The following is a 20656-nucleotide window of genomic DNA, read 5'->3' as shown; positions in this document are numbered from 1 at the left end:
TCCCGTCCTTCTAGATTCGACGCTACGCGACGAACCGGATCGCGCCGTTCTCGATGGCAGCCTGGTTGCCGTATTGCCAAGTGATGTTGCGGTGTTCATGTCCGATCGGCAGACCCGAGTAGATCGGCAGGCCGAAGCCGCCCAGCACGTCGACAAGCATCTGCTCGAGCGTGAAATCCGCGCCATCCGGGATCGGGCAGCGCGTGAACTGCCCGAGCACGAACGCGCGGGCCCCGTCGAACGCGCCGCTCAGACGCAGTTGCGTCAGGCTGCGGTCGAGCCGGTAGCCGAATTCCGTCACGTCTTCCAGCAGTACGATCGCATCGCGTGAGCGAAGCGACCAGCGTGTACCCGCGACGCTCGCGAGCACCGTCACGTTGCCGCCGCACAGACGTCCCCGCACCGCATCAGGGGCGCCGGACACATGCCGCAGGCTCAGCGGTGCGCGTTTGCCACCGGTCAGCACGGCGCGCATGTCGGCACGCGTCGCGTCGTCGACCTTGGTCGCCAGGCTGTGGAATGTCGGACCATGCAACAAGCGCACGCCGGGCCGGTCTGCAAGCGCGCAGAATAGCGACGTCGCGTCGGAAAAACCGACGATCGTCTTCGGCGTCGCGATCTCGTCGGGCAGGCGCTCGAGCAGATGCGCGCAACCGAATCCCCCTCGCGCGAGCCAGACGATATCGATTGACGGATCCATCAAGGCGCGCCGCAGGTCGTCCGCGCGCTCCTCGGCGGTACCGGCAAAATAGCGGTACCGATTGCCGAGATGCGCGCCCGTCGTGACCTTGAAGCCCCAGCTTTCGACGAGCGCGATGCCGCGCGCTATTCCTTGCGGATCGGGCACACCTGCGGGCGCGACGACGCACACTGTCTTGCGTGTTGATTCCATTGAACGGATACCGTGAGGATAAGAATCCGCTGAATATAGCTGATACCACCCGCGAGCCGCTCACACCGGCGAGGCGACACACTTGCGGGCTCGCAGAAAGGGTGTTTTTTGCACCCTATATAAATTAATGACTTGGACAACTTTTGTGAGACAAGCCGACCGGAGTCGTCTCAGAAAAGATGTCCTTGGGCCACAAAATTCTCGGAAGAGCTGTCTTTGGGAATTTCGTCCTCCGACATCGAGCAAGCTGCTCATTTCATTCAGCCAGTTCGCCGCAATTTCGTGGCGGCCCCATGATGCTGAGGATGGAAGACCCAAGACACGAACGGAACAAGGTTGACTCATCACACAACCGAAACCGAGTGCTACGTCATCGATGTTGTCGCTCAGACCCGCGGGCGACTCTCGCTCTTCATCCGGGCCGTGGAGAACGTGGGCATCATCCCCCTGTTGGCCTGGGCCGCCATTACCCTTGCCAGCTTCCGGCGGGACGGCACGGTGCCGCTGGCGTGGCGCACCGCCGCGGTCGGATCGTGCCCGGCATCTTTTATTTTTGCGTTGCACCTCGTAGACATCGCTTACAACCTGGAGCGCTTCGCCTTGATCTCGAGCAAGCCGTCACGAACCGGAATGATGCCGCGATGAACGCAGGTGTCTGTGGCAAAACACACCACCTGTCTGTTGCATTTCAGTCCGGACGCCGACATCCGCGGCCCGCGTTAATGACGATCATCGGAATCCGACTAGATTGACGGTGGAACCGGCCGGCAAGTACGGCGCAATGTTCTCTACCATTTGACGGACTGCCTTGGTCGTAGCCAGGTCGTGCCGTGGCAGCCAGCTCACGATTGACCAGCACGCAGGGTTTTGAACCATGGACGCCGCATAGGCAAACGCCTCCGCTTTGCATTGCTGGCGCTTGTAGCCGAACACACTCAGGAAGGCCATTACGAGCAAATGCATGGCCACCATCCGGTCCTACCTATACCCTACGCAAAGCGACCGCGCGTAACAGATGGAAGCCGTCTCTATTCGTCCAACGTCAACGCTGCATTCGCGAACTGCTGCGTCCAGAATCCATGGAGCTGACCGTTCTTGTACGTTGGATCCTTAGACCTGAGACTCTTGATTTCCCGCTTCGCAGTATTGCGCAACTCCTCGATCGCCTTCTTGACGCCCACGGTCGATACATTGGAAAGCAAGATTTTGGAAATCAGATGCGCCTTGAGTCTTCCGTCTCCGCGTGCGTCGTCGGCGACGAATTGCTTCTCAGAAATATCTTTCTCTGTAGCGCCAAACATGGTCTTTAGATGCACCGTGTCCAAAACAAGGAACCCATTCTCGTGCGCTTTTTCGCCAATCGGAATCCGTTCGTCCTCTACGATGAGAACATAGCCATCGTCGGCGAGGCTCTCGTAAATCAGTGACCCTGCACCAAAAAGGCCCACCCACACTCTCGGCGGTATTTCATGAAGAACGTTGGTCAACACAACAACTGATATGCTACCTTTGTCCTTTACGGCGAAAAAGTCGTCTTGCTTATGGAACAGACGCTCATCCGTTCCAAAATGCTCCGATATGACCGCAGCGCAGTCATCGTGACTGTCTCTGTACTCATCGAACGCATAGTAGTCAAGGGTGTCACGAACCACGCCACTCGCGTCCTCAATCAGCGCTGCCAGCCCCTCCAGCAGCCTTCCTCGGCCAGCTCCAAAGTCCAAGATCGGCAACGCCAAGTCGCGCTTCAGGAGTGCAAGTTGTCTTTGAATTTGTGTGACCTGAGGGTCACCCTCTCCTCCAGCGATCACTTGTGGAGGGAGCAAGCTTTCGCTAGCGTAGCGGACTGACGCAAGTTCTACTGGCAGGTTAGTGAATGCCCGAAGTTCGGATATTCCGTCTTCGCCACCGAGTAGGCTTCCTAGAACGATTTCGGGATTTTTTCCAGCATGAGAGATCGCCCCCTTCTCCATGTACCAGAGACACATGGGATCAATCCGCGACATATACGCCAGCAACGGGACGGAATGTGTGGCAACCCAAATCTGCGTCGTCGTCGTTCTTTCATACACAGCTTTCACGACGTCAACCACGGCTGACGGATGCAAGTGGTTCTCCGGCTCGTCGAAGACCAAGACGGTTCGTTCGAGGTTCTGCTCCTGCGAGTGAAGGGCAACACATAGCTGCAGCATGACCTTCTGGCCATCTGAGAGTTGCGCGTCTCCCAGAAGAAGCCCAAATATCATCGGATAGCCGGTGCCTACTTGTCGACGGATCGGCTCACCAAGCATATGTGTGATGAGTTCCTGAAAGGAAGCATGCCTCGCTTCGATTCTAAGCTTCTCATCTTCGCTTCCACCGAAGTGCTGGTGAGTTACATCATGGTACTCGCTAATGAGATTCTGAATGTAGAACAGTGCAGTGGTATGAAACTCACGGTGTCCAATGCTAGTTGCATCTTTCGATCGCGTCGCAATATCGCCGAAAGCCTTCTTTCGAGGATCATCCAGTTCCAGTACTTTTGGTACAAAATTCAGGAGGCGAAACGCCTCCGCTTCTGGTGATTGGACAAATTCCGTGCACGCAGCATATGCAAAAGTGTGAACATCTACCTGCGCCTGCCAAGCGGGAACGTGCTCTGCTTGAGGCTTCGCATCAATATTCGCTTGCCAGGACATCGCATCTCGAAGACATCCCTGAGGGTCTCCGAGGCGCTCGGCTGTACGCGCTGACACGACCGATTCCAAGCCGCGAAGTAGTCTAGACTTCCCTGCGCCGTTCTTGCCTGCGATCGCGACAAATCGACCTAAGCGTGTCATATGTATTTTTTGCAGTCCGAGATGCGCGAAGGCTTCGGGCGGCATTGTTAGGCTCGAAATCAGCATGGGAATGCGAGAAAGTCGACGAAGTAAGTTCGAGAATTCACAATTGTACTTGCAGATTCTGCACCCCGTGCTGCGTTGTGTTGCAACTACGTAAGGTGCTGGCGCAGCTGCTCCGGGTGTCGATCTAATATTGCGTCAAAATCCCATCCCACCAAATATTGACCCGCGAGTTCCTGCGGAGCGAGTCTAATCTCATCCGCAACACATAGGTTGCCGTCTTTTATTCAAAGACAATATATTGAGACTGCGGACATCTTTTTTGAGAAACAACACGTGTTGAGCACGTCACCCTAGCGCCCTCCCTCCCCGTACCGGCATCCGCCAAGCAAACTGTACCGGTACTGTACAGAAAACCGTCGCTACACTGACTCCATCCCAGCCTCGAACACAAATGGAGAATCCGCGATGGAATTCCTCACCGTCAGCGCGCTGCCGGCCGGCATGCTGTTCGCGCTCGTCACGTCGATCACGCCCGGCCCGAACAACACGATGCTGCTCGCGTCCGGCGTCAACTTCGGTTTCCGCCGCACGATGCCGCACCTGTTCGGCATCAGCATCGGCGTCGCGATCCTGATGCTCTGCGTCGGCTTCGGCCTCGGCGAGGCGTTCAAGCGCCTGCCGCTGCTGTACACGATCCTCGAAGCCGCGAGCGTCGCCTATCTGCTGTACCTCGCCTGGCGCATCGGCACGTCGGGCGAAGTGAAGGCACACGGCGCCAAGCCGCGGCCGATGACGTTCATCGAAGCCGCCGCGTTCCAGTGGGTCAATCCGAAAGCGTGGATGATGGTGCTGACCGCCGCGACGACGGTCCAGCTGTCCGCCGACTACGGGATGAACGCCGCATGGATGTCCGTCGTGTTCATCCTGATCGGCTTCCCGTGCATCTGCCTGTGGGCCGCGTTCGGCCTCGGCCTGCGGCGCTTCCTGTCGAATCCCCGCGCGCTGCGCATCTTCAACGTGACGATGGCTGTGCTGCTGATCCTGTCGCTGTACCCGCTCGTCGCCCATCTGCTGCCGCAGTAAGCGCTCACCAGCGCGCCCGTTGAGCTTCGCGTGCGGCAGGCGTACCCTTTCGGTACGGGCGCGTGCGACCGCTTCGGCGGTTGCACCGCTGCTCTGCATGGAGATTGCTGATGAAGCCAATGCTGAGAGCGGGCGAGCACATCGAGGGCATGCACTGGATCGCCGAGTATCACCCGCTCACGCACGACATCCGCGTGCTGCGCGAGAACATCGAAGTCGGCACTTACTGCGCGCCGCCGACGCTGTTCGGCGACGAGGAGGAAATGGGCGCCGCGAACCACGACGATCATCGCAGCCGGGAAGCCGCGTTGCGCGCGTATCTGCGCAACTTCGTCAAGGAACACGACGCGGAGGAGTAACGGTGCGACGGCCGGAATGCCGACGGGCCGCGAAGGCGGCCCGGTCTGCTGTCGTGCGTCGGTCGATTGGCTTGCAACCGACCCGAATCCGTCATGCACTGGGCCGGCGCACCGCACCGGCCCGTACGCCGCTCAATGCCCGAGCGACTCGATCTTGCCTGCCGGCTGCGCGACGCCATGCGGCCGCGCCATCTGCTTGATCAGTAGCGCAGCGCAGGCCAGCACGCCCGCGACGGCAATCGTCGCGAACACGCCCGCGAACGAGAAGTGCCGGCGCGTCAGTTCGGCGACGAGGAACGACCCCGCGATCCCGCCGAAACGACCGACGCCGAGCATCCATGCGACACCCGTGCCGCGCCCTTCGGTCGGATAGAACGCGGCGGCCAGCGCCGGCATCGACGATTGCGCGGTATTCATCAGCACGCCGGCCACGAACACGACCAGCACCAGCAACCCGACGTTGCCGGCCGCCTGCCCGATCGCATATACGCTCACAGCCGTCAGCGCGTAGCACACGGCGATCACGCGGTTCGCGTTGAAGCGGTCCATCAGCACGCCGCACAGCACCGCACCCACGCCGCCGAGCGGGAACAGCGCGGAGATCAGCGTCGCGCTCTTCGGCGTCAGGCCCGCATCCTTCAGCAGAATCGGCATCCAGTTGATCGACGCGTAGAAGATCACGAGGCCCATGAAGTATGCGAGCCACAGCATCACCGAGCCGACGAGGTACGAGCGCGACAGCACGACGCCGAGGCCCTTGCCGCCGGTCTGCGGCGCGGCTTCGGTCAGCACGAACGAGCCGGCGTTCAGCGCGTCGCGCGAGATCCGTGCGAGCGTGGCGCGGATCTTGTCGATGGACCGGCCGCTCGCGACCATGAAGCGCACCGATTCCGGCATCTTCAGCAGCAACAGCACGCCGAGCAGCAGCGGCGTCACGCCGCCGAGCATCAGCACGCTGCGCCAGCCGAAATGCGGAATCATCCATGCGGCCAGGAAACCGCCGAACGCGGCGCCGAGCGGAAAGCCGCAGAACATCAGGTTGATCACGGTCGCGCGGCGCTTGTCCGGGCAGAACTCGCCCATCATCGTGACCGCGTTCGGCATCGCTGCGCCGAGCCCGACGCCGGTGATGAAGCGCAGGATCGTCAGGTGTCCGATCGTGTTCGAGAACGCGGACATCAGGCATGCGACCCCGAACAGGAACACTGAACCGAGCAGCAGCGAGCGGCGGCCGAGCCGGTCGGACAGCGGGCCCGACACGAGCGCGCCGCACGCCAGGCCGAACAGCGCGGCGCTGAGCACCGGCGCGAGATCGGGCTTCGTGAGGTTCCATTCGCCGAGCAGCGACGGCGCGATGAAGCCGATCGCGGCCGTATCGAAGCCGTCGAGCAGCACGATCACGAAACACATGAGGAATACGAGCCATTGAAAGCCGCCGAACGGCTGCTCGTTGATGAAGGTCTGGACATCGACCACGGGTGTGCGATTCATCGCTTGTCTCCTTGTCGGCCGGCGTGGGCGCGTCAGCGCTCGATCCGGTCGCATCCAACATTGATATAGATGCAACAAGCGCGGCCTCGTGGCCGCGCCTTTCCTTCGTTCACGCACCGATTCGCTGCCGGCGCGTTCTTCATCGACGACGGCCCGCCAACCTCGGCGGGCCAATCGATCAGATTACCGCCAGCACTTAACCGGCCCCATCTTGTTCCTTGAAGATCTTGTCCGCGAGATGGAACGCGGAATTCGCGGCCGGCACGCCGCAATAGATCGCGGTCTGCAGCAGCACTTCCTTGATCTCGTCGCGCGTCACGCCGTTGTTGCGCGCGGCGCGCAGGTGCAGCGCCAGCTCCTCGCCGCGGTTCAGCGCGACCATCATCGCGATGGTCAGCAGGCTGCGCGTATGGCGCGGCAGGCCGTCGCGTGTCCAGATCTCGCCCCACGCATAGCGCGTGATCAGGTTCTGAAATTCCTCCGTCACTTCGGTACGATTCTCGAGCGAACGGTCGACGTGCGCGTCGCCAAGCACCGCGCGACGCACCTTCATCCCTGCTTCATAACGTTCCTGGTCGTCCATCGCCGGTGCCTCACGCAGTCAGGAAATCGAGCAGCGCGCGGTTGAAACCGTCGGTGCACTCGATGTTCGAAATGTGCGCGGCGTCGAATTCGACGTGCAGCGCACCGGGAATCGCGGCGGCGAGCGCGCGGCCCTGATCGGGCGGCGTCGACATGTCCTTCGCGCCGGTCACGACAAGCACCGGCAGTGCGATGCCCTTCACTTCCTCGCGCAGGTCGGCCGCGTTCAGCGCGTCGCAGTTCGCCGCGTAGCCGTCCTTGTCGGTATGCACGAAGGTGTCGCGGATCGCGTCGAACAGGCGCGGCTCGCGGTCGACGAATGCGTCGGTGAACCAGCGCGGCAGCACGGCGTCGGCGAGCGCGGCCATCCCTTCTGCGCGCGCCTTCTGCGCACGCGGCGCCCACACTTCCGGCGAGCCGATCTTGGCCGAGGTATTCGACAGCACCGCGCGCACGATGCGCGACGGGTAGCGCGCGGCGAGCGCGGCGCCCGTCAATCCACCCATCGAGATCCCGCAGAAATGCGCGCAGTCGATGCCGACGTGGTCGAGCAGGCCGATCACGTCGCCGGCCAGCTGTTCGATCGTGTACGAACCGGCCGGCGCGTCGGAATGGCCGTGGCCGCGCGTGTCGTAGCGCAGGATATTGAAGTGCTGCGTGAGCGGGCGAATCTGCGGCGCCCACATCTGCAGGTCGGCGCCGAGCGAGTTCGAGAAGACGAGCCACGGCGCGTCGTCGCGTGCGGCACGGTCGATCCGGTAATGCAGTTTCACGCCGTTGACAGTGGCGAAAGGCATCAATGTTCTCCTGGTTGTTTCGCGCCCGCGTGCAGCGCGAGCACGGCGTCGACGTAGGCCTGTGCCTCGCCGACGTAAAGGGCGGGATCGAGCAGCCGCGCGAGCGCGTCGCGCGACAGGTGGGCCGACACGGTCGCATCGGCGGCGAGCACGTCGAACAGCGTCGCCCCGGTGCGCACGGCTTCCTTCGACGCATGCTCGACGACGTGGTGCGCATCGAGCCGGCCGATCTTGTCGCCGAGTGCGAGCATCACGGCTTCGCCGAGGATCAGCCCGTGCGTCAGGTCGAGGTTCGCGGCGAGGCGGTCGGTATTGACGTCGAGGCCCGCGACGATCTGCGCGATCTGCGCGAGCGCGCCGCCCGTCAGGCGCGCGAGATCGGGCAGCGCATCCCATTCGGCCTGCCAGCCGCCGAGGGCGCGCTCGTGCTCCTGCACCATCCCCGCGAACACGGTCGCGACGAAGTTCGGCGCACGCACGGCGGCCGTCAGCACGGCCGCGCAGCCGACCGGGTTGCGCTTGTGCGGCATCGTCGACGAGCCGCCCTTGCCGGCGGCCGCCGGTTCGCCGAGCTCGCCCACTTCGGTCTGCATCTGCAACGACACGTCGCGTGCGATCTTGCCGAGCGTGCCGGTCAGCATCCCGAAGCACGACGCGGCTTCCGCGATGCGGTCACGCTGCGTATGCCACGGCACGGCCGGCAACGCGAGCTTCAGGTCGGCCGCGAGCGCGGCGCTCACGCCGGCCGCATGCTCGCGCAGGCTCGCGAGCGTGCCGGCCGCGCCGCCGAACTGCAGCACGAGCGCGCGCTCGCGCAACTCGACGAAGCGCGCGCGATGGCGCAGCAGCGCATCGAGCCATTGGGCGAATTTGAGGCCGAGCGTGATCGGCAGCGCCTGCTGCAGCCACGTGCGGCCGATCATCGGCGTCGCGCGGTGCGTGCGCGCGAGCGCCGCGAGCGACGCGCAGGCTTCGTCGAGCAGCGATTCGAGCACGTCGAGCGTGTCGCGCAACTGCAGCACGGTCGCGGTATCGATGATGTCCTGGCTCGTCGCGCCCCAGTGCACGAACTTCGCGGCCTCGGGGTCGTCGGCCTTCACTTGCGCGGTGAGTTGCTTGACGAGCGGAATCGCGAGATTGCCGCCGAGCGCCGCGCCGTGCGCGAGCGCATCGGCGTCGAGCCGGCCGGCGTCGCACGCGCGTTCGATCGGCGCGACCGCGGTGGCGGGAATCACTCGCTGCGCGGCGAGCGCGCGCGCGAGCGCGGCCTCGACGTCGAGCATCCGCTGGATCGTCGCGCGAGGCGACCAGATCCGGTTGAGCGGCTCGGTGCCGCAGATCAGGGAGGTCAGGCGGGCGCTGTCTTCGAGCATGGCATCGGAATGGGGAAACGGCGTGCGCCTATTGTCTACCCAAGCGTGCCGGCGTGCGCACGAAAGCGCGCACCGGCACGCTTGCCGTTCAGGCGGCTGCCTTCTGCGTCGCGTCGATCAGCGGCACGCCGGTCAGCTTCTGCAACTCGTCGAACGACAGGTCGGTGAAGATCTCGCTCACCGCGAGGCCATCGGCCGTCACGTCGAGCACGGCGAGATCCGTATAGATACGGCTCACGCATTGCACGCCGGTGACCGGATACGAGCACTGCGCGACGATCTTGCTCTCGCCCTGCTTCGTCAGGTGCTCCATCATCACGAACACCTGCTTCGCGCCGATCGCGAGGTCCATCGCGCCGCCGACGGCCGGAATCGCATCGGGCGCACCCGTATGCCAGTTCGCGAGGTCGCCGTTCGCCGATACCTGGAACGCGCCGAGCACGCAGTAGTCGAGGTGGCCGCCGCGCATCATCGCGAACGAATCCGAGTGGTGGAAATACGCGCCGCCGGTGAGCAGCGTCACGTGCTGCTTGCCGGCGTTGATCAGCTCGTCGTCTTCCTCGCCGGGCGCGGGCGCCGGGCCCATGCCGAGCAGGCCGTTCTCGCTGTGCAGGAAGATCTCCTTGCTCGGGTCAAGGTGGTTCGCCACCAGCGTCGGCACGCCGATGCCGAGGTTCACGTACGCGCCTTCGGGGATGTCCTGGGCGACGCGCTTGGCCATTTCATCGCGGGTCAGTCGTTTCATGTCGGTTTTCCTCCAGGCGGTCAGGCGGCTTGCGATGCAGCGTGTTCGGCGGCCAGCTCGGCCGCGTGCGCGGCCTGCGGCACCTCGACGATCCGCTGCACGAAAATGCCCGGCGTCACGATGTGTTCCGGGTTCAGCCCGCCGAGCGGCACGACTTCCGACACCTGGACGATCGCGACCTTCGCCGCGCTGGCCATGATCGGCCCGAAGTTGCGCGCGGTCTTGCGATACACGAGGTTGCCCCAGCGATCGCCCTTGTACGCCTTCACGAGCGCGAAATCGGCGTGGATCGGCGTCTCGAACACGTACGGCTTGCCGTCGATCACGCGCGTTTCCTTGCCTTCCGCAAGCTTGGTGCCGTAGCCCGTCGGCGTGAAGAAGCCGCCGATGCCGGCGCCCGCCGCGCGGATGCGCTCCGCGAGGTTGCCCTGCGGCACGAGCTCCAGCTCGATCTCGCCCGCACGGTACAGCGCGTCGAACACCTGCGAGTCGCTCTGGCGCGGGAACGAGCAGATGATCTTGCGCACCTGCTTCGCCTTCAGCAGCGCCGCGAGACCCGTCTCGCCGTTGCCCGCGTTGTTGTTGACGATCGTCAGGTCGCGCGCGCCCTGTTCGATCAGCGCGTCGATCAGCTCGGACGGCATGCCGGCCGTGCCGAAGCCGCCGATCATGATTGTCGCGCCATCGTGGACGTCGGCAACCGCCGACTGAAGCGATTCGAAAATCTTGTTGACCATGTCTCTTCCTGATGCGAACCCGCGGCTCGTGCGCGGCCTGTCGAGAGGACACGCGCGTGCCGCGTGCCGCGCCGGAGGCCTTCGTCGACCCTCGGCTTTTGTTCGCTATTCGAACCTTGATTCGATTAGCGAACGATGGCCGATCATAGAGTCGCGCACAGCGCGTTGTCAAGGCGGGTTCGCTCGGGGGGCGTCGCGTCGTCGAACGGCAAGCCGACGTAGTTTTCGGCGAGCGACTGCGCGGCGGCCCGCGAACGCGTCACGTATTTCAGCTCGGCAAACTTCAGGCGATTGACGAACGGGGAGTCGTCCGGCGACGCATGCAGCATGTTCGTCATGAAGTAAGAAAAGTGCTCGGCGCGCCACACGCGTTCGAGGCAGGTCGCCGAATAGCGCTCGAGCGGCGTCGCGTCGCCCGTCCGGTAGCGCGCGCCGAGCGCGCGCGACAGCGCGCGGACGTCGGCCACCGCGAGGTTCATCCCCTTCGCGCCGGTCGGCGGCACGATGTGCGCGGCGTCGCCGGCGAGGAACAGGCGGCCGTGCTGCATCGTCTCCGACACGAAGCTGCGCATCGGCGTCACGCTCTTCTGCGTGATCCGGCCCTCGGTCGGCGTCCAGCCGGTGTCGTTCGAGAAACGCGTGTGCAGTTCGTCCCAGATCCGCGCGTCGGACCATTCGGCGAGGTCTTCATCCGGCTTGCACTGCAGGTACAGGCGCGTGACCGTCGGCGAGCGCATCGAGAACAACGCGAAACCGTTGTCGTGATGCGCATACACGAGCTCGTCGAGCGACGGCGCCGCGTCAGCGAGGATGCCGAGCCACGCGAACGGGTAGACGCGCTCGAACGTGTTCAGCCGCTCGGCGGGAATCGTCTGGCGTGCGATGCCGTGGAAGCCGTCGCAGCCGGCGATGTAATCGCAGTCGATGCGGTCCGCGCGGCCGTCCGCGTGCTTGAACGTGACGAACGGGTGCTCGCTTTCGACGTCGTGCAGCGCGACGTCGCTCACTTCGAAGTGCATCTGATGGCCGTGCTCGACGCCGGCCGCGATCAGGTCGCGCACGACTTCATGCTGGCTGTAGACGGTGATCGCGCGCCCGCCGGTCAGTTCGGACAGGTCGATGCGGTGGCGCTGGCCATCGAACAGCAGCTCGATGCCGTGATGTTCGAGCCCTTCGCGGCGCATCCGGTCGCCGAGGCCGGCTTCGTTCAGCGTGTCGACCGTGCCCTGCTCCAGCACACCGGCGCGGATGCGGTTCTCGCAGTATTCGCGCGAGCGCGCTTCGACGAGGATGGAATCGACGCCTTGCAGGCGCAGCAGGTGGGAAAGCAGAAGGCCGGACGGACCGGCGCCGACGATCGCGACTTGGGTGCGCATTGTTCGTCTCCAGAACTTTGGTTCGAATAATGGAACACATTTGAGCGCTTTCCCGACTATGCGGCAACGCGATTCAGGAGATATGTTGTATACGTTTTGAAGATACCGGCCCCGGCGATGGACCCGCTCGACCTGAACCTGATTCCCTACCTCGTCGCACTCGACGACACGCGCAACGTCAGCCGCGCGGGCGACCTGCTCGGCGTGAGCCAGCCGCGCGTGAGCACGGCGCTCGGCCGGCTGCGCGAATACTTCGGCGATCCGCTGTTCGTGCGCACGTCGCGCGGGATGGAGCCGACGCCGCGCGCGCTCGCGCTGCTGCCGGCCGCCCGCGACGCGCTCGCGCAGATCGAGCGCGGCCTCGTCGCGCCGCACGACTTCGACCCGGCCGCGAGCACGCATACGTTCTCGATCGCGCTGTCCGACGTCGGCGAGATCGTGTTCCTGCCGAAGCTGCTGCAGGCGTTCGCGACGCTTGCGCCGCACGCGAACCTGCGTTCGGTCTCGCTCGCGCACGACGAAGTCGGACGCGGCCTCGAAGCCGGGTCGATCGATCTCGCGGTCGGCTACTTCCCCGATCTCGACGGCAACAACTTCTTCCAGCAGCGGCTGTTCACGCACCGGTTCGTCTGCCTGATGCGGCGCGGCCATCCGTTCGAGCAGACGCCGCCGTTCACGGTCGAGCAGTTCCTCACGTGCGGCCACGCCGTCGTGCGCGCCGAAGGCCGCAGCCAGGAGGTGCTCGAGAAATATCTGGCGAAGCAGCGCATGCAGCGCCGCGCGGTGCTCGAAACGCCGCACTTCATGAGTCTGCCGTTCATCCTGAGCCGCACCGACCTGATCGCGACGGTGCCGCATGCGATCGGCTATGCGTACGCGGCCGAGCACGCGTTCATCGTGCCCGTCGAGCCGCCGCTCGCGCTGCCGCGCTTCGACCTGAAACAGCACTGGCATCGCAAGTACCACAACGATCCGCGCACCGCATGGCTGCGCGGCGTCGTCGCGTCGCTGTTCAACGACGAGCAGGACGAATGGCCGAAGTAAAGAAGCGGGCGCGGCGGCCCGCACACACGACCGGCGAAAGCATGAAACAATGGCCGGATATCGGCCGCCGCAGGCGGCCTTCGATGGAGCCACTACATGGGTAAGGGAAAGAAAACCACACAGCCCGAGCCGGTCGCCTCGCGGCCGAGCCGTGAAGAAGCAGAAGACGCCGTCCGCGTGCTGTTGCGCTGGGCCGGCGACGATCCCGCGCGCGAAGGCTTGCTCGACACGCCCGCACGCGTCGTGCGCGCCTACGAGCAGTTCTTCGCCGGCTATGCGCTGGAGCCGCGCGACATCCTCGCGCGCACGTTCAGCGAGGTCGACGGCTACGACGAAATGATCGTGCTGAAGGACATCCGCTTCGAGAGCTACTGCGAGCATCACATGGTGCCGATCATCGGCCGCGCGCACGTCGCGTATCTGCCGAACCATCGCGTCGTCGGCATTTCGAAGCTCGCGCGCCTCGTCGACGCATTCGCGAAGCGCCTGCAGATCCAGGAAAAGATGACCGTGCAGATCGCCGACACGCTGTTCGACGTGCTGCAGCCGAAGGGCGTCGGCGTGATCCTCGAAGCCGCGCACCAGTGCATCTCGACGCGCGGCGTGCACAAGCCGGGCGTCGAGATGGTCACGTCGCGCATGCTCGGTACGTTCCGCACCGATCCGTCGACGCGTCGCGAATTCCTGTCGATCGTCGCGAATCCTTCCTCGGTCAACCTGACGAATACCTGATGGAGCAGACGAAGCAAACGGCGCACGCGCCGGTCGTGCTCGTGACCGGCGCCGCGCGCCGGGCCGGGCGCGCGTTCGCCGAGTATTTCGCCGCGCACGGCTATCGCACCGCGGTGCACTACGACCGTTCGGCCGATGCCGCGCAGGCCGCTGCTCGAACGATCGCCGAACGCGGGCACGATTCGGTCGCGCTGCAGGCCGACCTGTCCGATGCCGCGCAGATCACCGCGCTGATCGACCAGGTGTATGCGCGCTTCGGGCGCCTCGACGTGCTGGTCAACAACGCGTCGGTGTTCTGGCAGGACCATTTCCCGAGCTTCGATCTCGCGGCGTTCGACCACGCGTGGGCCGTCAACTGCCGCGCGCCGATCCTGCTCACGCGCGCGTTCTACGAGCGGGCCCGCGCGGCCGGCACGCAGGGCGTCGTCGTGAACGTGGTCGACCAGAAGATCAAGGAAAACTTTCACCGCGACCATTTCAGCTACACGGTCGCGAAGGCCGCGCTCGGCAACCTCACGCAGATGCTCGCGCTGTCGTCCGCGCCGGTGTTGCGCGTGAATGCGGTGTTCCCGGGGCTGATGCTGCCGAGCGACGACCAGACGCAGGCCGACTTCGAACACGCGAGCCGCGCGTCGACGCCGCTCGCGCGCATCGCGGGCCCCGACGACGTCGCGAGCGCGATCCTGTTGCTGACGGGCAATGCATACAACGGCGTGGATTTCGTCGTCGATGCGGGCCAGAACCTGATCCGCGTCGATCAGGACGTGCTGTACAAGCACCGCTCGCCGGACGGCAAGCACTGACGCTTCGATGAACGAAGGCGGCTGCGCGCCGCCGTCGTGCGACAGGTCGAACAAGCTTCGCGCCGCTCACGCCCGATAACGCCCGACGGCGGGCCGGCCGCCGATCCATTACGCGTCGTGCGCCGCGTTGTGCAGAACCACCCCCGCGCATTCGCCCGCCGCCACGTTACGGCTTCTCCGCGCTCCCGCCCTCGCGAACCTTGCCCTGCGCGACGCTCGTGCCGGGCGGCACGCTGTGCGTGAGCCACACGTTGCCGCCGATCACCGAGCCGCGCCCGATCGTCACGCGGCCGAGAATCGTCGCGCCCGCGTAGATCACCACGTCATCCTCGACGATCGGGTGCCGCGCATTGCCCTTCACCAGCGCGCCTTCGCCATCCGCCGGGAAACTTTTCGCGCCGAGCGTGACGGCCTGGTACACGCGCACGCGTTCGCCGATGATCGCGGTTTCGCCGATCACGACACCGGTGCCGTGGTCGATGAAGAAGCTCGGGCCGATCTGCGCGCCCGGATGAATGTCGATGCCGGTGGCCGAGTGCGCGATTTCATTGATGAACCGCGCGAGCAACGGCACGCCAAGCTGGTGCAGCGCGTGCGCGAGCCGATGGTGCATCATCGCGAACACGCCGGGGTAGCACAGCAGGATCTCGGTGATGTGCTGCGCGGCCGGATCGCCCGCGTACGCGGCCTGGATGTCGCTGACGAGCAGCGCGCGGATCGCCGGCAACTGCCGGCCGAACTCGCGCGCGATCTCGAACGCGCGTTCGTCGAGCTCGGCGAACGGCGTGTCGACATGCTCGGGCAGGAACGGCAGCGCGCGGCGAATCTGCTCGGACAACACGCGCAGCGTGCTTTCGAGCGTGTGGCCGACGTAGTAGTCGACGCTTTCGTCGGTCAGGTCGGGCGCACCGTAGTGCGTCGGAAACATCGACGCGCGCAGGCCGGTCACAATCTTGCAGATTGCATCGCGCGACGGCAGCTCGCGGATGCCGCGCGGATGGCGCGTGCGATGGAGTTCCTCGCGCGACTCGCGCAAGCCGGCGACGATTTCTTCGAGGCCCCACTGACGGGCGGGTGATGTCGACATAGGCCAATGCAGACAGCCGAGCGCGGTTGCGCGGCCGCTAATAAAGTGACGGGTTCCGCAAGATTACCGCGTTTTTTGTCCGGGAGCGGCGCCCCCGGGGATCGGCCGGACGGCCGACGCTGCTCGCGGGCGACGGCGTCACATCGCGATGCTGCTCGCGTCGATCCAGCGCACGGCCCAGTCGCGCGCGTGCGCGATCGCGTCGCCTTCGTCGTTGAACTGGAGCTCGATCGGAAAAAACCGGTTCGCCACGAGTTCCCCGTCGCTCGATCGGGAGATCACGACGTAGGGCTTGAACGAACCGTCACTGGCGCGTGCGGGCGCGCAATTCAACAGATAACCGCGATGCGTGAAGGCAGTAGTCGCTTGCATGAGTCCGCCACCTCTAGTCCCTTGCTTTGTTGTTCGCTACCCGTCTTTAAGGGTGCTGCGGCGCCCCGGCGCGGGCAGAGGCGGCGAGACTTCATCCCCTGTCGCCGCTTCGCAGGAAAAGAATCATACTCTGTAGAAAACGCGTCTTCTAGCTGAAATAAATCATGACAAATCAGTGCGCGTCGCGCGACCGCGGCGATCGCCCGCGCGCCTTTTCCCGTCGTGCCCGGAACGGGATTTGCTTCGATCCGGAGCGTGTCGCCGCCAGGAGAGCCGCGATGGAATCGTCCGCTCAAACACGGGGTGCGCATCCGCGCAGCATCGAACTCGACAACGACGACACGCACGACAGCACGGTCGACACCGACGGCAAGCACCGCGAAGCGTCGCGCCTCGCCGGCGTCGGGCCGATCTCGCCCGACCAGATCACGCGCAGCAACGCATCGCTCGTCAATGCGATGCCGGAAGCCGGCGACGGTTTGGCCGGATTCGACAGTCGCCCCGACGGCAACCATCCGGCGTTCGCGCTACGCGCCGGCTACAGGGTGATCGAGAAAGGCTTCGACGCGCCGTCTGCAGGCGACACGCCGTTCGGTCCCGTTCACCGGATGTACGGCAGCGCGTATTGGCCCGGCCACGGCCGCCGGCCGGCGCGCGTGATCGAGTTGACCGTTGTGCCAGGATAGCCGGCGCGGCGTTTGAATCGATCGTTCGATTGGGAATCGCGATCGGTCGATGACGGTGATCGATGGCGGTGCATCCGCGCGCGACCGGAGCGCGGGCCGCTACTCGCTCGCACGATGCCGCGGTGAACGATGCCGCGTATTGGCATCGGGATTCGCAATCATGCATGCCGTGCATCGTGTCGACGCGCATGCGTTGACCGAAGTCATCGCGTCACGGCGCGATTGCGATTCAATGGCGAGACGTACGGCGCATCGGCGTGGTTGCCGGGCCGGGTCGATGCGCGCGCATGCGTTTTCGCCGACGACGCAGCCGAACCATACGACACCCATCGCGCGATGCAGCACGCGTTGCGCGCATGGCCACGCAGGGCCGGCACAGACAGCGACAGCGCGGTCGCACGGCCCGGCAGGCGCCTCGCTGCACGATCGCGACCGTTGGTTTACCCTGCCTCGCAGCGTTGCGTATTGCCCACCCCGATCGGCCATCCGGCCGACTTCGTTTCAACCCGCCACTCGGAGACACTATGTACAAGCGAATTCTGGTTGCCGTCGACGGCAGCGACACGTCCCGCCATGCGTTCGATGCCGCGCTGGCGCTCGCGAAATCGCACGGCGCGGAGCTGCAGCCGTTCTACGTCGTCGAGAACGCCGCGATCTACTACAACGTGCCCGGCTACGATCCGTCCGTGCTGCGCGATCAGCTCGTCGCGCAGGGCAACGCGCTCGCGCAGGATTTCGCGAAGCTGATGCAGGCCGCCGGCGTGAAAGGCGAAACGCGGCTGAACGAAGCGACGTCGCTCAACGACGTGTCGTCGCTGATCCTCGACGGCGCGAAAGCGTTCGGCGCCGATCTGCTCGTGCTCGGCACGCACGGCCGCCGCGGCTTCCGCCGCCTCGTGCTCGGCAGCATCGCCGAACAATGCGTGCGCCACGCGACGCTGCCGGTGCTGCTGATCCCGACGGCCGCCAGCGCGGACGAGCCGGCTGCCTGAGCGGCGTTCGGCACGCGCGGCCGGTCGCGACGTTTTGTCACCCGACAGCGGCAACTTGCGGTGGGACAATGATTTCGTCGATCCAATGCCGGAGTAAACGATCATGCTGACGCCCGTCGCCACCCGCCCCGCCGCCGCGCCCCATACCGGTAGCTGGGCTCCCCGCCAGGCCGCACACTGCTCGTCGTGCGCGATGCGGCACCTGTGCATGCCGCAGGGCCTGGCGCCCGAAGCGCTCAGCCGCCTCGAGTCGGTCATCTGCGCGGCGCGCCCGGTCAAGCGCGGCGAAGCGCTGTTCCGCGAAGGCGACGCATTCGACAACCTGTACGCGGTGCGCTCGGGTTCGCTGAAAACCGTCGCGACGCGCCATGACGGCCGCGAACAGGTCACGGGCCTGCATCTCGCCGGCGAAGCGCTCGGCCTCGACGGCATCTGCGACGATACGCACCCGCGCACCGCGGTCGCGCTGGAAGACAGCTCGGTCTGCGTGATCCCGTACAGCGCGCTCAAGGCGCTGTGCTCGGAAGCCGGCTCGATGCAATTGCGCATGCACAAGCTGATGAGCGAACAGATCGTGCGCGAAACGTCGCAAACGATGCTGCTCGGCTCGCTGAATGCCGAAGAGCGCGTCGCCGCTTTCCTGCTCGACGTGTCGTCGCGCTACCTGAAGCGCGGCTACTCGCCGTCGGAATTCAACCTGCGCATGACGCGCGAGGATATCGGCAGCTATCTCGGCATGACGCTCGAAACGGTCAGCCGCACGCTGTCGAAATTCCAGAAGCGCGGCCTGATCGAAATGCAGGGCCGCCACGTGCAGATCGTCGACTTCGACGGCCTGCAACACGTCTGACGCCGCACGGCGCGCATCTCGCGCGCGCCGCCTGCATCACGTCGCCGGTCAATCGAGAAACAGCGCGGCGCGCGCCTTCAGCGCCGCGCTGAAATCGTCGAGCCAGCCGATCGACAGACGCCAGCTCTGCCAGTACAGATCGATGTCGATGGTGCGCCCCCGCGACATGTCGATCAATTCACCCGCCGCCAGCTGGCGGTCGACCATCCGGTCCGGGCACATCCCCCATCCCAATCCCGTTTCGCATGCGCGCAGATAGCCTGCGACGTGCGGTATCCAGTGCTGCGGCGGATCGAGATCCGCGCGCGTCACGCGCCGGATGAAACGCGCCTGCAACCCGTCCTTCGGATTGAACATCACGCACGGCGCGCGGCGCAGCGCATCGCGCGTGATCCCCGCGTCGAAATAGCGCGCGTAAAACGCCGGCGAGCACACCGCACGATAACGGATCCGCCCGAGCCGCTCCGACCGGCACCCCTGGATCGGCTCGGCCTGCGCGGTCACCGCGCCCTGCACGCTGCCGTCGCGGATGCGCGACGCCGTGTAATCCTGATCGTCGATCACGAGATCGAGCAGCGTCTCGCGCTCGGTGCAGAACGGGCCGACCGCGTCGATGAACCACGTCGCGACGCTGTCGTCGTTGACGGCCACGCGCAACGTCGGCCACGCGCTCGCGATCTGGCCCGGCAATGCGGGCATCCGGCCGCCCAGTTCGGCTTCCAGCAGTTGCACGCGTTCGGTATGCCGGCACAGCAGCGCGCCCGACGTGGTCGCGACACACGGCTGCCCGCGCTTGACGAGCACGCTGCCGACCCGCTCCTCCAGCAGCTTCACGCGCTGCGACACGGCCGACGGCGTGACGTTCAGCTCCTTGGCCGCCCGCTCGAACGAACCGTGCCGGATCACGGCCGCGAGGGCATCGAGCAACGCGTAGTCGAGCATTAGATTTCCTTAATCCGCATTAGGTGATTTAGCTTCTCTTATTTTCGTGCCGATCGCAGACTAGCGCTACCCGATTGATTCGTCTACTGCTTCCACGGCTGTCCCCTCATGAACTGGCTCGCTTTTTCCCACGGCGTCGCACTATGCGCGTCGCTCATCGTCACCATCGGCGCGCAGAACGCATTCGTGCTGCGCCAGGGCATCATGCGCTCGCACGTCGGCAAGATCGTGCTGCTGTGCGCGGTGTCCGACATGATCCTGATCGGCGCGGGCGTCGGCGGCGCTTCGGCGCTCGTCGAGCGCTATCCGACCTTCGTCCATGCGGTGCTGTACGTCGGCCTCGCGTATCTCGCGTGGTTCGGCATCAACGCGCTGCGCCGTGCGTTCAAGCCGGGCCACGACACGCTCGACGTGCGCGGCAACGCGGTCGCGCCGCCGCCGCAGGGCGCGCTCGCGATCGTGCTGATGACGCTCGCGTTCACTTGGCTCAACCCGCATGTGTATCTCGACACGTTCCTGCTGATCGGCACGGCCGGCGCGCGCGAGCCGGAAGGCGCGCGGCTCGCGTTCGCGATCGGCGCGATGACGGTCAGCGTCGTGTGGTTCCTCGGGCTCGGCTATGGCGCGCGATTGCTGGCGCCGTGGTTCCGCAAGGCGGTCGCGTGGCGCGTGCTGGATGGCGCGATCGGCAGCATGGTGCTGTTCCTCGCGGCGGTGCAGTTGCGCTGACCGAACCTTCTGCAAACGGGCGGCGCCCTGCCGCCCGGCTTTCCCTCCGCGTGGGCACCACGCCAGCGCAAGCTGCGTGATTCCCGTCGCGCACGTCGCCGCAAAATTCGCTCCCGATCCAACGCAACCGCACGGAATACGCATGCAGCGGACGCGGTCTCC

At 65.1% G+C, this 20656-nt stretch carries 22 protein-coding genes; 10 read left to right on the top strand and 12 right to left on the bottom strand.

The window, feature by feature from the left end:
- Positions 1 to 22: 22 nt before the first annotated feature.
- A complete protein-coding gene (locus GJG85_RS25765) occupies positions 23 to 892 on the bottom strand; it encodes an LD-carboxypeptidase (protein WP_204383975.1) in 870 nt (289 codons plus the stop codon).
- A gap of 336 nt (positions 893 to 1228) precedes the next feature.
- Here GJG85_RS25765 and GJG85_RS25760 point away from each other — a divergent pair, with 336 nt between their 5' ends.
- Positions 1229 to 1537, top strand: a complete 309-nt coding sequence (locus tag GJG85_RS25760; RefSeq protein ID WP_050017173.1) for a hypothetical protein — start codon at positions 1229 to 1231, stop codon at positions 1535 to 1537.
- A 383-nt stretch (positions 1538 to 1920) separates the two neighbouring features.
- On the opposite strand, the gene GJG85_RS25755 is transcribed toward GJG85_RS25760, so the two are convergent.
- Positions 1921 to 3567, bottom strand: a complete 1647-nt coding sequence (locus GJG85_RS25755; RefSeq protein ID WP_239468946.1) for an AAA family ATPase — start codon at positions 3565 to 3567, stop codon at positions 1921 to 1923.
- Between the two features lie 612 nt (positions 3568 to 4179).
- Between GJG85_RS25755 and GJG85_RS25750 the strand changes: the two genes are divergently transcribed.
- Entirely contained in the window at positions 4180 to 4797 is a 618-nt protein-coding gene (locus tag GJG85_RS25750; protein ID WP_050017177.1) for a LysE family translocator, read from the top strand.
- Between the two features lie 110 nt (positions 4798 to 4907).
- Entirely contained in the window at positions 4908 to 5156 is a 249-nt protein-coding gene (locus GJG85_RS25745) for a hypothetical protein (protein WP_050017178.1), read from the top strand.
- Between the two features lie 132 nt (positions 5157 to 5288).
- On the opposite strand, the gene GJG85_RS25740 is transcribed toward GJG85_RS25745, so the two are convergent.
- The 7 genes from GJG85_RS25740 to pobA all read right to left on the bottom strand — a co-directional run bounded on the left by GJG85_RS25740 (position 5289) and on the right by pobA (position 12257).
- Positions 5289 to 6647, bottom strand: a complete 1359-nt coding sequence (locus tag GJG85_RS25740; RefSeq protein WP_050017179.1) for an MFS transporter — start codon at positions 6645 to 6647, stop codon at positions 5289 to 5291.
- Positions 6648 to 6843: 196 nt separating this feature from the next.
- Positions 6844 to 7230, bottom strand: coding sequence for a 4-carboxymuconolactone decarboxylase (gene pcaC / locus GJG85_RS25735; RefSeq protein ID WP_050017180.1), 387 nt, complete (start codon positions 7228 to 7230; stop codon positions 6844 to 6846).
- 10 nt (positions 7231 to 7240) lie between these two features.
- Entirely contained in the window at positions 7241 to 8026 is a 786-nt protein-coding gene (pcaD, locus tag GJG85_RS25730) for a 3-oxoadipate enol-lactonase (protein WP_050017181.1), read from the bottom strand.
- Positions 8026 to 9399, bottom strand: coding sequence for a 3-carboxy-cis,cis-muconate cycloisomerase (locus GJG85_RS25725; RefSeq protein WP_050017182.1), 1374 nt, complete (start codon positions 9397 to 9399; stop codon positions 8026 to 8028). Before GJG85_RS25725 ends, pcaD begins: the two co-directional genes overlap by 1 nt.
- An 88-nt stretch (positions 9400 to 9487) precedes the next feature.
- Positions 9488 to 10144 carry a CoA transferase subunit B gene (locus GJG85_RS25720; protein WP_006482308.1) on the bottom strand — a complete coding sequence of 219 codons (657 nt, stop codon included), beginning with the start codon at positions 10142 to 10144 and terminating at the stop codon, positions 9488 to 9490.
- Between the two features lie 20 nt (positions 10145 to 10164).
- Entirely contained in the window at positions 10165 to 10881 is a 717-nt protein-coding gene (locus GJG85_RS25715) for a 3-oxoacid CoA-transferase subunit A (protein WP_006480132.1), read from the bottom strand.
- 143 nt (positions 10882 to 11024) lie between these two features.
- Complete coding sequence (pobA, locus tag GJG85_RS25710) at positions 11025 to 12257, bottom strand: 4-hydroxybenzoate 3-monooxygenase (protein WP_124631480.1); 1233 nt, start codon at positions 12255 to 12257, stop codon at positions 11025 to 11027.
- A 117-nt stretch (positions 12258 to 12374) separates the two neighbouring features.
- Here pobA and GJG85_RS25705 point away from each other — a divergent pair, with 117 nt between their 5' ends.
- The 3 genes from GJG85_RS25705 (at position 12375) to GJG85_RS25695 (ending at position 14836) form a co-directional block, all read left to right on the top strand.
- Complete coding sequence (locus GJG85_RS25705) at positions 12375 to 13301, top strand: LysR family transcriptional regulator (RefSeq protein WP_050017184.1); 927 nt, start codon at positions 12375 to 12377, stop codon at positions 13299 to 13301.
- A 96-nt stretch (positions 13302 to 13397) separates the two neighbouring features.
- Positions 13398 to 14033 (top strand): GTP cyclohydrolase I FolE, encoded by a 636-nt coding sequence (gene folE, locus GJG85_RS25700; RefSeq protein ID WP_050017185.1) that lies wholly within the window; start codon positions 13398 to 13400, stop codon positions 14031 to 14033.
- Positions 14033 to 14836, top strand: a complete 804-nt coding sequence (locus GJG85_RS25695; RefSeq protein ID WP_050017186.1) for an SDR family oxidoreductase — start codon at positions 14033 to 14035, stop codon at positions 14834 to 14836. The genes folE and GJG85_RS25695 overlap by 1 nt, the downstream gene beginning before the upstream one ends.
- A 166-nt stretch (positions 14837 to 15002) precedes the next feature.
- On the opposite strand, the gene epsC is transcribed toward GJG85_RS25695, so the two are convergent.
- Positions 15003 to 15923, bottom strand: a complete 921-nt coding sequence (gene epsC / locus GJG85_RS25690; RefSeq protein WP_050017187.1) for a serine O-acetyltransferase EpsC — start codon at positions 15921 to 15923, stop codon at positions 15003 to 15005.
- Positions 15924 to 16061: 138 nt separating this feature from the next.
- Positions 16062 to 16295, bottom strand: a complete 234-nt coding sequence (locus GJG85_RS25685) for a hypothetical protein (protein WP_050017188.1) — start codon at positions 16293 to 16295, stop codon at positions 16062 to 16064.
- 278 nt (positions 16296 to 16573) lie between these two features.
- Here GJG85_RS25685 and GJG85_RS25680 point away from each other — a divergent pair, with 278 nt between their 5' ends.
- The 3 genes from GJG85_RS25680 (at position 16574) to fnr (ending at position 18823) form a co-directional block, all read left to right on the top strand.
- On the top strand, positions 16574 to 16981 hold the full coding sequence (locus GJG85_RS25680) for a DUF3005 domain-containing protein (RefSeq protein ID WP_050017189.1): 408 nt from the start codon (positions 16574 to 16576) through the stop codon (positions 16979 to 16981).
- 524 nt (positions 16982 to 17505) lie between these two features.
- The gene (locus GJG85_RS25675; RefSeq protein ID WP_050017191.1) at positions 17506 to 17973 is read left to right on the top strand and encodes a universal stress protein; all 468 of its coding nucleotides are present in this window, start codon (positions 17506 to 17508) and stop codon (positions 17971 to 17973) included.
- 103 nt (positions 17974 to 18076) lie between these two features.
- Positions 18077 to 18823, top strand: a complete 747-nt coding sequence (fnr, locus tag GJG85_RS25670; RefSeq protein ID WP_050017192.1) for a fumarate/nitrate reduction transcriptional regulator Fnr — start codon at positions 18077 to 18079, stop codon at positions 18821 to 18823.
- Between the two features lie 48 nt (positions 18824 to 18871).
- Here the strand turns inward: fnr and GJG85_RS25665 are convergent, their stop codons facing one another.
- On the bottom strand, positions 18872 to 19765 hold the full coding sequence (locus tag GJG85_RS25665; protein WP_006480142.1) for a LysR family transcriptional regulator ArgP: 894 nt from the start codon (positions 19763 to 19765) through the stop codon (positions 18872 to 18874).
- 108 nt (positions 19766 to 19873) lie between these two features.
- On the opposite strand from GJG85_RS25665, the gene GJG85_RS25660 reads away from it, so the two are divergent.
- Positions 19874 to 20494: a LysE/ArgO family amino acid transporter gene (locus GJG85_RS25660; protein ID WP_124631482.1), complete on the top strand. Its 621-nt coding sequence runs from the start codon at positions 19874 to 19876 to the stop codon at positions 20492 to 20494.
- Positions 20495 to 20656 lie beyond the last annotated feature (162 nt).

The organism is Burkholderia sp. MS389 (genome assembly GCF_016899425.1).
Taxonomy (GTDB): Bacteria; Pseudomonadota; Gammaproteobacteria; order Burkholderiales; family Burkholderiaceae; genus Burkholderia; species Burkholderia sola.
The sequence above is the reverse complement of the archived record's forward strand: the minus strand, read 5'-3'. Positions and strand labels throughout refer to the sequence as shown.